The organism is Streptomyces sp. NPDC060031, assembly GCF_042736805.1.
Lineage (GTDB): Bacteria > Actinomycetota > Actinomycetes > Streptomycetales > Streptomycetaceae > Streptomyces.
Genome location: NZ_JBHWVM010000092.1, coordinates 20067 through 32055 on the forward strand (window position 1 = coordinate 20067; position 11989 = coordinate 32055).

The 11989-nt window shown below is 73.1% G+C and carries 11 protein-coding genes and 2 pseudogenes; 7 read left to right on the forward strand and 6 right to left on the reverse strand.

Translation table 11 applies throughout. The features are described from left to right. The first annotated feature begins 7 nt into the window (after positions 1–7). Entirely contained in the window at positions 8–409 is a 402-nt protein-coding gene (locus ACFWB8_RS30425) for a 5-carboxymethyl-2-hydroxymuconate Delta-isomerase (protein WP_385234198.1), read from the forward strand. After that, positions 406–1122 (forward strand): SDR family oxidoreductase, encoded by a 717-nt coding sequence (locus tag ACFWB8_RS30430; protein WP_385234201.1) that lies wholly within the window; start codon positions 406–408, stop codon positions 1120–1122. The genes ACFWB8_RS30425 and ACFWB8_RS30430 overlap by 4 nt, the downstream gene beginning before the upstream one ends. 21 nt (positions 1123–1143) lie before the next feature. Here the strand turns inward: ACFWB8_RS30430 and ACFWB8_RS30435 are convergent. The 3 genes and pseudogenes from ACFWB8_RS30435 to ACFWB8_RS30445 form a co-directional block, all read right to left on the reverse strand. After that, positions 1144–2082, reverse strand: a pseudogene (locus tag ACFWB8_RS30435) (endonuclease/exonuclease/phosphatase family protein); the annotation flags it as partial. 105 nt (positions 2083–2187) lie between these two features. Beyond that, the gene (locus ACFWB8_RS30440) at positions 2188–2991 is read right to left on the reverse strand and encodes an alpha/beta fold hydrolase (RefSeq protein ID WP_385234204.1); all 804 of its coding nucleotides are present in this window, start codon (positions 2989–2991) and stop codon (positions 2188–2190) included. Between the two features lie 73 nt (positions 2992–3064). Further along, on the reverse strand, positions 3065–4741 hold the full coding sequence (locus tag ACFWB8_RS30445; RefSeq protein ID WP_385234207.1) for an AMP-binding protein: 1677 nt from the start codon (positions 4739–4741) through the stop codon (positions 3065–3067). A gap of 179 nt (positions 4742–4920) precedes the next feature. Here ACFWB8_RS30445 and ACFWB8_RS30450 point away from each other — a divergent pair, with 179 nt between their 5' ends. After that, positions 4921–5715, forward strand: a complete 795-nt coding sequence (locus ACFWB8_RS30450) for a maleate cis-trans isomerase (RefSeq protein ID WP_385234210.1) — start codon at positions 4921–4923, stop codon at positions 5713–5715. On the opposite strand, the gene ACFWB8_RS30455 is transcribed toward ACFWB8_RS30450, so the two are convergent. The 3 genes from ACFWB8_RS30455 to ACFWB8_RS30465 all read right to left on the reverse strand — a co-directional run bounded on the left by ACFWB8_RS30455 (position 5682) and on the right by ACFWB8_RS30465 (position 8628). Then, positions 5682–5942, reverse strand: a complete 261-nt coding sequence (locus ACFWB8_RS30455; RefSeq protein ID WP_385234213.1) for an oleate hydratase — start codon at positions 5940–5942, stop codon at positions 5682–5684. The genes ACFWB8_RS30450 and ACFWB8_RS30455 overlap by 34 nt on opposite strands. Positions 5943–6051: 109 nt before the next feature. After that, on the reverse strand, positions 6052–7245 hold the full coding sequence (locus tag ACFWB8_RS30460) for a cytochrome P450 (protein WP_385234216.1): 1194 nt from the start codon (positions 7243–7245) through the stop codon (positions 6052–6054). Positions 7246–7401: 156 nt separating this feature from the next. Beyond that, the gene (locus tag ACFWB8_RS30465; protein WP_385234219.1) at positions 7402–8628 is read right to left on the reverse strand and encodes an N-acetylmuramoyl-L-alanine amidase; all 1227 of its coding nucleotides are present in this window, start codon (positions 8626–8628) and stop codon (positions 7402–7404) included. Between the two features lie 150 nt (positions 8629–8778). Between ACFWB8_RS30465 and ACFWB8_RS30470 the strand changes: the two genes are divergently transcribed. From ACFWB8_RS30470 to ACFWB8_RS30485, 4 genes and pseudogenes are all read left to right on the forward strand, one after another. Further along, positions 8779–10371 (forward strand): phage tail sheath family protein, encoded by a 1593-nt coding sequence (locus ACFWB8_RS30470; RefSeq protein WP_385234222.1) that lies wholly within the window; start codon positions 8779–8781, stop codon positions 10369–10371. Positions 10372–10382: 11 nt separating this feature from the next. After that, entirely contained in the window at positions 10383–10910 is a 528-nt protein-coding gene (locus ACFWB8_RS30475; RefSeq protein ID WP_385234225.1) for a phage tail protein, read from the forward strand. Positions 10911–10913: 3 nt separating this feature from the next. Further along, the gene (locus ACFWB8_RS30480) at positions 10914–11675 is read left to right on the forward strand and encodes a hypothetical protein (protein WP_385234228.1); all 762 of its coding nucleotides are present in this window, start codon (positions 10914–10916) and stop codon (positions 11673–11675) included. Then, positions 11672–11989, forward strand: a pseudogene (locus ACFWB8_RS30485) (hypothetical protein); the annotation flags it as partial. The gene ACFWB8_RS30480 and the pseudogene ACFWB8_RS30485, both read left to right, overlap by 4 nt.

Genomic DNA, 11989 nt, shown 5'->3' on the forward strand with positions numbered 1-11989 from the left:
CCACGGCATGCCCCACCTCGTACTCGAGTACTCCGGCAACGTGCGGGAGACCCCCGACCCGGTGGCTCTCTTCACCGAGCTGCACACCGCACTCGCCGCAGCGGGCGGGTTCCGCGTGCAGGACTTCAAGAGCCGCGCCGCGCGGGCGCAGACGTACTTCATCGGCGACGGCAGCCGTGAACAGGCTTTCGTGAACCTCGACATCCGGACCTTCGGCGGCAAAGCGCCCGAGCTGCGCACCGCGGTGAGCGCGAGCGCGCTGGCCGTCCTGCGCGAGCACTTCCGCCGCACGCTCGCCGAAACCGACTGCGACGTGTCCGTACAGATCACCGACCTCGACCGGCCGAGCTACGCCCGTACCCGCTCGACGGACCCCACCACCGAACACGCCGCAGGAGGCACAGCATGACCACCGAATTCCAGGGCCGACGCGTCCTCGTCGCAGGCGGTACCTCCGGGGTGGGCCTCGCGGCCGCGGGCGCCTTCGCGGCCGGCGGGGCCGCGGTCACCGTCGTCTCCCGTACCGAGGACAAGGTGCGACGCGCGGTGAAGGCCCTCGGCCCGGCGGCGGACGGGCAGGTGCTCGACCTGCGCGACGCCGCGGCCATCGCCGCCTTCACCGGGGCCGCGGGCACCTTCGACCACGTGGTCATCTCGGCGGCCGAAACGCCGATGGGCCGCGTGGACACCCTGCCGCTGGAGGACGCGTACGCCGCGATGGACAGCAAGTTCTGGGGCGCTTACAGGCTCGCGCGCTCCGTCTCGGTGGACCCCGCGGGTTCCCTCACCGTCGTCGCGGGCTACCTGTCCGTACGGCCGGGCAGGGCCTCCGCCCTACAGAGCGCGATCAACGCCGCCCTGGAGGCCCTGGTCCGCGGGCTCGCCCTGGAACTGGCGCCGATCCGCGTCAACGCCGTGTCGCCCGGGCTGCTGCGCACGCCCCTGTGGGACGCGCTGCCGGCGGACGGCCGCGAGGCCATGTACGAGGCGGCGGCCCAGCGCCTGCCGGTGAACCGGGTGGGAGAGCCGCAGGACGTCGCGGCCGCCATCGCGATGGTCGCGGGCAACGCCTACATGACGGGCACGACCCTCTTCGTCGACGGCGGCGGCTCCATCGCCTGACGGAGCGCCCGCACGGAGCCTGATGTGCGCGGCGACGGGCAAGTGGTCGCTGCCCGTGGGGGGCAGCGACCACACGTCGGTGACGGTCGCCGACCGGGTCATGATCTGGTCGATCCGGGCCACCGGCAGCGATGCGGGCCAGCTGAACGCGAAGCCCCGCTCCGGGGGCCCCAGTCGGTCCGTGAGCGGGCCCAGACCACGGTCGTCCACGGCGGCGTTGAGGTCCCCGAGCAGAACGACCCGGTCGATCGGCTCGGCGGCGATGGCGGCGCCGAGCAGGGCCGCGCTCTCGTCCCGCCGTGCGGCGCTGAACCCGCCGGGCAGGCCGAAGCGCACCGAGGGCAGGTGCGCGACGTACACGGCGACGTCCCCCCACCGTGTCCTCGCGGTGGCCCGCAGACCCCGGTTCCAGTCCTCCCCCGCCCCGGCCGGCCTGATGTCCACCGGCCGTACGTCCGCCAGCGGATGCTTCGACCAGAGTCCGACGGTGCCGTGCACCGCGTGGTAAGGGTGGTCCGCGGCCAGGGCCGCCTCGATGGGCGGCAGGACGGCGGGCGTCAGTTCCTCCAGGGCGATGAGGTCGGGGTGCACCTTCCCCAGCGCTCTCGCGGTGCCGGCCGGGTCGGGGTTCTCGTCGCTGACGTTGTGCTGGACCGCGACCAGGTCGTGGGCCCGGCCGTGCCCGGGCAGCAGCAGGCCGCCGAACAGACCGAGCCACGCCACTGCCGGCAGCAGCAGCGCGCCCAGCGCGAGGGCCGAACGGCGCAGCAGTGCCAGGCCCAGCAGGACCGGGACGCTCAGGCCGAGCCACGGCAGGAACGTCTCCAGGAGGCTGACCGGCCGCCCGGCGACATCGGGAACGGCCGAGTGGAAGAGCAGCAGGCAGGCGACGAGAGCGGCGAGCGCCCCGAGCGCGCGCCCGCGACGGAGCGAGAACCACCGCCCTCCCGCGGACGTCACCGCGACGCCTTGCGCCTCTTCCACTGTCCGCCCGCCCCGCTCGGATCCGGCCGTGGCCGCTGACCACGACGTCGTACGGTACCCCGGGGAACGTCAACTCCCGGTTCAGCGAAGGCTCTGGACCAGCTCCAGGACCAGCCCGGCCACGGTCTGCGGTTCGCGCAGCGCGGGGTAGTGATCGCTGCCTGCGATGCGTACGAGTCGGCAGCCCGGGATGCGCGCGGCCATGTCCTCGTTGCACCGGACGGCCTCGGGCTGGTCCTGCTCGCCCAGCGCGAGCAGGCACGGCACGTCCAGTTCGCCGAGCCGGTCGAAAGCGGGTGCGTCCGGCACCTGGTGGGGCTGGTTGGCGAACCAGCCGGGGATCGCCGAGCGCAGTTGGGCGGTGACCGCGGGGTCGTCGCCGACTCCCGCGTTGCCCCAGGTGCGACGGCCCAGCGCGACCAGGCCGTCCAAGTCACCGGCCTCGGCCAGCTTGCCGATCTCGGCGAACAGTTCCGGCACTTCGAGCCCGGAGTAGCCGGTGACGCCCGGGCAGAACAGGCCGAGCCCCGCGACGCGTTCGGGCGAGTCCAGGGCGAGGCTGATCGCCGTGGCGCCGCCCATGCTGGAGCCGACCACCACCGCCCGGCCCAGCTCGAAGTGGTCGAGCACGGCCCGCAGGTCCTCCACCAGCGAGTAGCTCGCGGTGGGCGCCGGGGAGCGCCCGAAGCCCCGTACGTCATAGCGGATCACCCGGTGCCGCGCCGTGAGCCGCGGCAGGATCGGGTCCCAGACGGTCGAGACTCCGACGCCCGGATGCAGCAGCACGATCGGCAGACCGCCGTCGGCCGGTGCGCCCGAGTCGACCGGTGCGCCCGAGTCGTCCGCCCATACTTCGCCGTCCTTGACGGACACCATGAGTTCCATGGTCCGAGCCTGACCGACGAGCGCCCCGGCGCGCCAGCCACCCGCAGCCCGGCCCGTCCGCCGCTCCACCGCCCTACGAGGAGGACTCCAGCAGCCGCAGCGCCATCTCACGCATTTCGATCTTGCGGATCTTCCCGGTGACGGTCATCGGGAACTCCTCGACGACGTGGACGTAGCGCGGGATCTTGTAGTGGGCGAGCCGGCCCTCGCAGTACGAGCGGACGGCGGCCGCGGTCAGCGGCTCGGCGCCCTCGCGCATCCGTACCCACGCCATCAGCTCCTCCCCGTACTTCGCGTCGGGTACGCCGATGACCTGGACGTCGAGTACGTCCGGGTGGCCGTGGAGGAACTCCTCGATCTCCCGCGGGTACAGGTTCTCCCCGCCCCGGATGACCATGTCCTTGATCCGTCCGGTGATGCTCAGGTAGCCCTCGTCGTCCATGACCGCCAGATCGCCGGTGTGCATCCAGCGCTCCGCGTCGACGGCCTCCGCGGTCTCCTCGGGCCGGCCCCAGTAGCCGAGCATGACGGAGTAGCCGCGCGTGCACAGCTCGCCGGGCTCGCCGCGCGGCACGGTCCGTCCGGTCTGCGGGTCGACCACCTTCACCTCCAGGTGCGGCCCGACCCGGCCGACGGTCGACACCCGGCGCTCCACGGAGTCGTCGGAGCGGGTCTGCGTCGACACGGGTGAGGTCTCGGTCATGCCGTAGCAGATGGACACCTCCCGCATGCCCATCCGGTCGATGACCTCCTTCATCACCTCGACCGGGCAGGGCGATCCCGCCATGATCCCGGTGCGCAGGCTGGACAGGTCGTAGGTGTCGAAGCCGGGGTCGGCCAACTCGGCGATGAACATGGTGGGGACGCCGTAGAGGGAGGTGCAGGACTCCGCCTCGACCGCGGCGAGGGTGGCGGCCGGATCGAACGAGGGCGCGGGGATGACCATCGCCGCGCCGTGGCTGGTGCAGGCCAGGTTTCCCATCACCATGCCGAAGCAGTGGTAGAAGGGCACCGGGATGCAGACCCGGTCCCGTTCGGTGTAGTGGCACAACTCGCCGACGAAGAACCCGTTGTTGAGGATGTTGTGGTGCGAGAGCGTCGCCCCCTTGGGGAAGCCGGTGGTCCCCGAGGTGTACTGGATGTTGACGGGGTCGTGCGGACTCAGCCCCTCCTGGACCCTGGCGAGTTCGGCGGGATCGCCGCGCCGTCCCCGGTCCAGCAGGGCGGTCCACCGGGCTCCGCCCAGCAGGACCGTGAACTCCAGCTCGGGGCAGCGCGGGCGGACCTCCTCGATCATGGCGGCGTAGTCGGAGGTCTTGAAGCGGTCCGCGGCGGCCAGCAGCCGGATCCCGGACTGGCGCAGCACGTACTCCAGCTCGTGGGAGCGGTACGCGGGGTTCACGGTGACGAGGATCGCCCCGATCTTGGCGGTGGCGTACTGGACCAGCGTCCACTCGGCGCGGTTGGGTGCCCAGATGCCGACCCGGTCGCCCTTGCGGATGCCGAGGTCCAGCAGTCCGAGGGCGAGCGCGTCCACGTCGGCACCCAGCTCCGCGTACGTCCAGCGGCGCCCGGCGGCCAGGTCGACGAGGGCGTCACGGCCCGGGAAGCGGCGTACGGTGCGGTCGAGGTTCTCACCGATGGTGTCCGCCGACAGCGGCACTTCGCAGACCCCGGACGCATGGCTCGACGCGACAGCAGACAACACGGACCCCCTGGACGAGGCGGACAACCGGACCGGCGCTTCCATGATCCTCGCCACCCGTCCCGAGGACCACCCCCCGGCACGGCAGACGGGTGAAGGCGGCGTCCCCCGGACGGGGTGCCGCGCGGAGTGGTGTCCGGCACGAAGACGACCGAATGGACACATACTGCCCGCATGGATATCGGCACGTACCTGAAGCCCACCTCCTGCCCGGCGCAGGGCAAGTGACCGGCCCCGCGGTGGGGTGGCAGCCCGACGGCTGGGACGTACGCGTCCGGCTCGGCGTGCTCGTCCCGCAAGGGGACGTGGGGCCGGAGTCGGAACTGCGCGCGATGGCACCGGCCGGCGTCGGCCTGCACGCCGCCCGCGTGCCCTTCGGCGCGATGCGGCGCGGCGGCACGATGGATCCGACGATCCCGCTCGCCCCGGTACGGGACTTCGCCGCCCCGCCCCATGTGGACGAGGCGGTGGGGCAGTTGGCCGACGCACCCCTGGCGGCGCTCGCGTACGCGTTCACCAGCTCCGCCTACGTGATCGGCGCACAGGGCGAGGCGAAGATGATCGCCCGCCTGAGCGCCCGCGCGAACGGCTTGCCGGTGGTGGCCACTTGCGCCGCGACCGTCGAAGCCCTCCAGACGGCGGGCGCCAGCGCGATCTGCCTGATCGATCCGCCCTGGTTCGGCGCGGCCCTGAACGACCTCGGCCGGGCCTACTACGAGGCGGCGGGCTTCGACGTACGGTTCTCGGCCCCGTGCACCCTGCCCAGCGGCCAGGCCCTCATCAGGCCGGGTGACCTGCACGACTGGGCGGCCGGGCACGTCCCCGACGAGGCCGAGGCCGTCGTCATCGGCGGCAACGGCCTGCGCGCGGTCGGCATGATCGAGGCCCTGGAGGCCACCCTCGGCCGGCCCGTGTTGACCGCGAACCAGGTGCTGCTGTGGTCGGCCCTCAAGGCGGCGGGCACGCACACGGACGACGTCACGGGCTACGGACGGCTCTTCGCGCTGCCGCCCCGCTGAACCGGCCGGGGAGCACCCGGTGAGCACCACGTCGTCGCGTGCGGTAGATCCCCGCCGCGCATGGTGTACCCGGTGTCCGGGCCCCCGGCCGCGTCCAGGCTTCCGCCGGTGCGGTCCCGGGCCTCCAGGATCGTGATGTCCCCGCCGGCGAACTGCCCCTCCCTGATCAGCAGCGCCGCCGCCGACAGGGACGCGATCCCCGCACCCACGAGACAGGCCTCGGCCACCGGGCTTCTCCGCTCACCGCGGCGCCGCGCCGGTCCCGGTCGACGGCGCGGTCACCGCCCCCAGCCCACCACCCCCGCCGCGGGCCGCGACCCGGGTGCGCCGTTGGATCTACCAGCGCACCGGGAGCCGGCTCACCCCGCGCATCAGGCTGCCGGGCAGCCACTGCGGCGGGCCCCCGGCCGGGTCGCCGGCCAGGTCCGGGAAACGCTCCAGCAGGCCCCGTACGGCGATCCGGCCCTCCATCCGGGCGAGCGGGGCGCCGATACAGAAGTGCAGTCCGTGGCCGAAGGCGAGGTGGCCCTTCGGTGCGCGGTGGATGTCGAAGGTGTCGGGCTCCGGGAAGCGGGCGGGGTCGTGGTCGGCAGCGGCCAGCGAGACGAGGACGGTGGCCCCGGCCGGGATGACGGTGCCGCCGATCTCCACGTCCTCGCGGGCGTAACGGAAGGTGGCGTTCTGCACCGGACCGTCGTAGCGGAGCATCTCCTCCACCGCCCCGTCGAGGAGGCCGTCGTAGTCGGCGCGCAGTTCGGCGAGCTGAGCAGGGTGGGCCAGCAGGGCCCGTATCCCGTTGGAGATGAGGTTGACGGTCGTCTCGTGGCCCGCGACCAGCAGCAGGAAGGCCATGCCGATCAGCTCGTCGTGGGAGAGGGAGTCGCCGTCCTCGTCACGGGTGCGGATCAGCGCGCTGAGCAGGTCCTCGCCGGGGGCCTTGGCCTTGGCCTCGATGAGCTCGTCGAGGTAGGAACTGAGCTGCTGGTGCGCGTTGTTGTCCAGGACGCCCGGGGTGGGCGCCACGACCTCGTTGGACCAGTGGCGGAAGCGGTCGCGGTCCAGGTCGGGGACGCCGAGCAGTTCGCAGATCACGGTCATGGGGAGGGGGAACGCGAGCGCCTTGATCAGGTCGGCGCCGCGCTCCGGCCGCGCCGCCATCTCGTCGAGCAGTTCGTCGGTGATCTGCTGGACCCGGGGGCGCATGGCCTCCATCCGGCGGGCGGTGAACTCCCGGGCCACCAGGCGGCGCAGCCGGGTGTGGTGCGGCGGGTCCGACTCCAGCATGTTGGAGTTCGCGGCGGTGGCCATCGCCTCCGGGAACCGGCCGGAGCCGTACCAGTCCTTCGACAGAGACGGGTGGTTGAGGGCGTGGCGGGCCGCTTCGTGGCCGACGACGAGCCAGCTCGGTTCGAACTCGTCATCCGAGATGACGACTTGGTGGACCGGCCCGGCCTCTCGCAGTTCGGCGTAGAACGGGTACGGATCGGACTTGAAGGCCTCGGCGCTGGAGCTCATGTCGACTGCGGTCATCGAGCCACAGTACGTCGACACCCGCGCCCCCACGCACCGTTTTCCGGCCTGTTGCCGGGAACCCGTTACCCGGGCGGCGGACGGTCGTTGAGCAGGCCGGTCAGCGAAGTGCACAAAGAAGTCCCGGGTCCGCTTGGCGGGCCCGGGACTTTGCCGTCAGTCCAGTGCACCGAGGTACGTGCGCCGGGCGACCGCCCCGCGCAGGCGGGGCAGCGCCGCGTAGAGCCTGCCGCCCGGGCAGGCCGTCGCGTTGACATCGCGGTGGCCGGCGATCACCGGGACGGCGAGTCCCTCGCCGGCCGCGTGCGGGTTGGTCCCGGCGCCGCCCGTGGAGGTGAGCCGGGTGGTGCCCAGCGGGTCGAGCCCGTACTGGCCGAGCTTCCACGCGAGGAGCTCGGCGACGCTGCGCAGCATCGCCCGGGTGGGCTCGGGGTCGGGGCCCGAATCCTCGCCGTCGGCGCTGTTGTCCGGCTCGAAGTTCCCGAGGAGAGCGACGGAGAAGGTGCCGGAGTTGAAGCCGGCCGCATGGCCGCCGAGGATCGCGGGGACGGCGCCGCCCGGCCGCATTTCGACGGAACCCGTGCGGCCCTCCCAGACGCCGCCGAACCGGTCCACGACGAAGTGGTACGGGAAGTCCCCGTACCCGAGGTCCTTGATGTGGTGGACGTAGATGCCGTTGATGATGTCGGGCACCTGCTCCCGGGCGTAGCCGTTGTTCCCGGTCACCGTGTGGTGCACGAGCACGGCCCGAAGTGAACTCTGCGTCTTCAGGCCCGGGTCGGCCAGGGATTCGTCGGCGCCCCAGTCGGCGCGGGCCGCGATGGCGGGCGCCGACACCTCACCGAAAGGGCGCGGCAGCACGGCGTCGGCCCTCGCCGGGTCGATGAAGGAGAGCCGAAGGTCCCTCGGCAGCAGGCCGGACGGCGAGGTGAACCGCAGCTCGACGCCGTCGGCTGCGCCCGCGCGGCCCGCGTAGAAGGCGGGCGCGCCCGCCCTGCTCGCCTCCTCGGCCGCCCCCTCCTCCAGTTCGAGCGGAAGGCTGCGCCACTCCTCCCGGACGCCGCCGCGGCGCATGCGCACCTCGGCCCTGAAGTCCGGGACGCCGGCTCCCGGTGTCCCCCGCCGCCAGCTCAGGCCGAGGGAGGAGAACCGGTTGCCCGTCAGTTCACCAGTGGAGAAGGTGTGGCCGCCCGCGGCGGCGAGGATCGCGGCCGGGGCGCCGGCACCGTCGGTGAGCGTCGCGTCCCCGGCCGGGGCGAAGCCGAGGGCCACGCGGCCCGCCTCGACCGCGCCGGCCCTCGCGGCGCCGGCGCTCACCGCCAAGGGCGCCACCAGGGCGAACACCCCGAGCGCGAGTGCGGCGGTCCTGCTTCCAGTTCCCATGATCGGCTCAACGACGAGGGGGGCGGGGTGGATTCGCCGGCCGCCGGACACCCACCCCACAACTCGTCACCAGCCGTGACGAAGCGGTGACGGTCCGATCACAGCGGCTCGTCAGACTGGCCGCCAGCCGACAGCGAGAGGGGACCGGACGTGCCCGTCAGCCCCACCTTCCCGGGTGTGTACATCCACGAGGTCAAGAGCGCCGTGCACACCATCACGGGGGTGCCGACCTCCGTGACCGCGTTCGTCGGGGCGGCCGTGCGCGGGCCGACCGACCGCCCGGTGCACATCACGAGCTTCGCCGACTACCAGCGGGTGTTCGGCGGAGTCGTCCCGCCCAGCCCCCTCGGATACGCCGTCTACCAGTACTACGCGAACGGCGGCAGCGAAGCCGAGATCGTCCGGCTCGTCCACACCGGGGACACCGACGACACCAAGAACGCGAAGGCCTCCACCATCGAGCTCGCCGGCTCGGGGACGGTCACCCTCGTCGCGCGCGGCGAGGGCCTCTGGGGAGACGCCCTGCGCGTGCGGGTCGACCACGACACCAGCGAGGTGCCCGCGGCCGGCGCGCCCCGGACCCAGTACAACCTCACGATCTTCGACAAGGGCACCGGGGCGGTGGAGCGCTACCTCAACGTGAGCTCCCGTCCCGGGGACGCGAACGCGCTGGACAAGGCGCTCAGTTCCTCCGCCCTCGTCGCCGTGCCCGCCGCGAACCCGGTGCTCGGCATCGTCCCCACCGCACACGACGTGATCGACGCCACCGACACGAGCCAGGACCCCTTCGACGACGCCAAGCCGAACCGCTACAAGAAGGCCTCGGGCGGCGCGGACGGCGGCACGCTCGCACTGTCGGACTACCAGGGCGGCACGACGGGCCAGGCCTCCAAGACCGGCCTCTACCAGCTCCTGAAGACCGACATCTTCAACCTCCTCTGCCTGCCCGGGGCGCCGGCGTCGGCGCTGTCGCCCGCGGCGGCCCTGTGCGGGGACCGCCGGGCGGTCCTGATCGTCGATCCGCCCGTCGGCTGGACGGGCATCGACTCCGCCGCCAGCGGGATGACGACGCCCCCGGTGTCCGGAGACGCGGCGAAGAACGCGGTGGTCTACTTCCCGAACCTGGTCATCCCCGACCCGGCGGCGGGCGGGGTCCCCACGACGGTTCCGCCCTGCGGCACGGTGGCCGGCGTGATGGCCCGCACCGATGTGCAGCGCGGTGTGTGGAAGGCACCCGCGGGCACCGACGCCTCGCTCGCCGGGGTCACCGCGCCCGCGGTGGCAATGACCGACCTGGAGAACGGCCGGCTCAACCAGCTCGGGGTGAACTGCCTGCGCTCCTTCCCCGTACTCGGCCCGCTCGTCTGGGGCGCGCGGACGCTGCGGGGCGCGGACCGGCTGGCCGACGAGTGGAAGTACCTGCCGGTGCGGCGGCTCGCGCTCTTCGTGGAGGAGAGCCTCTACCGCGGTACGCAGTGGGTGGTCTTCGAGCCGAACGACGAACCGCTGTGGGCCTCCATCCGGCTCAATGTCGGCGCGTTCATGAACAGCCTCTTCCGGCAGGGCGCCCTCCAGGGCGCGACGGCCCGGGAGGCCTACCTCGTCAAGTGCGACCGCGAGAACAACCCGCAGAACGACATCGACCGGGGCATCGTCAACATCGTCGTCGGCTTCGCGCCGCTCAAACCGGCCGAGTTCGTGATCATCCACATCGAGCAGCTCGCCGGGCAGCTGCAGGTCTGAGGAGCGAGACGATGGCAACCACCGCGCGGGTCGACCCGCTCAAGAACTTCCGTTTCCGCGTGCGGTACAGCGACAGCACCGTGCCGTTCCTCGGGGTCCACAAGGTCTCCGGGATGAAGAGGACCGTCGAGGTGGTCAAGCACCGCGACGGCGGAGCCCCCTCGAACAGCGCCAAGCTGCCGGGGCGGGTGGAGTTCGACCCGATCGTCCTCGAACGCGGGGTCACCGTGAACGGCCTCGAATTCGAGAAATGGGCCAACAAGACCTGGAGTTACGCCAATTCGGCTGGCGGGCGGGAGACCTCCCTCAAGGACTTCCGCCGGGACGTCGTCATCGACGTCTACGACGAGACCGGCCAGAAGGTGCTCTCCTACCACGTCTTCAACTGCTGGGTGTCGGAGTACCAGCCCTTCTCCGATCTCGACGCGAACGCGAACGCGGTGCTCGTCCAGCACATCCGCCTGGAGAACGAGGGCTGGGTGCGCGACGTCGCCCTGCCGCCCGCGGCCGAGGTCTCGTTCGACGACCCGGCGGTGTGACGGGTGCCGGTACTCACGCAGGCCCAGCTCCTGCAGGGGTGGGAGGGCGGCGCCGGGCAGGGCCGGGTGGCGCGGGCCGTGGCGCTCGCGGCCGCCGCGGGCGGGCACTCTCTCACCGACGCGGGCGACCTGCCGCTCGGCGCGCGCGACGCGCTGCTCGTCGGCCTGCGGGGCGCGTGCTTCCGCGGGGACGTGGAGTGCCTGGCCGACTGCCCCGGCTGCGGGGAGGAGTTGGAGGTCTCCGTACCCCTCTCGGACCTGCGCCGTCCCGCCGACGCGGCGGACGGGGCCGGGGAGGGCGAGCTCACCGTCCGGGGCCGGCGCGTCCGGTTCCGGGCGCTGACCAGCCGGGACGTGCTGGCGGTGGCGCCCGGCGGTTCCGCTTCCCCCGACGCGCGGCGGCGGCTCGTCGGCCGGTGCGTGCTCGCGGTCGACGGCGAGGCCGTGGAGGAGGAGGCCGTGGACGGGCGGGCCATGGACGGCGCCGGGTTGACGGACGAGGTGATCGCCGCCGTCGCGGCCGCGCTGCCCTCCGTGGACCCGGGGGCGGACATCCGCCTCGACCTGACCTGCGCCCTGTGCGGGCACGCGTGGGCCGCTCCGTTCGACGTACCGGCGCACGTCTGGGCCGATGTCGACGCCTGCGCCCGGGGCCTGCTGGCCGACGTGCACGTGCTGGCCCGGGCGTACGGCTGGCGCGAGGAGGACATCCTCGCCCTCAGTGCGGCCCGGCGCCGCTTCTACCTGGAGGCGACCGGCACATGAGCGATTTCGTCGACCGCGTCCTCGGAGTGCCCGATCCGGCGGCGGTCCGGCCCAGGATCCCGTCGTTCTTCGACCTGCCCCCGGTCCTCGATCCCCCGCTGCCCGACATGGACGCCGAGCGGGACGCCGGGGCGCCGCGGCCCCCGGCGGGCCGGGCGGAGCCGTGGGCGGACAGCGGCCGTGGCGGCCAGGGTCCGGCGGCGCCGGCTCCGGCTCCGGCCGCGGTCCCGTACGTGCCCGCTCCGGCCACCGGCGGCGCCGGTCGCGGAGCCGGCCGGCCGGAGCGCGGGCTGCCCCCGGACACCGCACGGCCC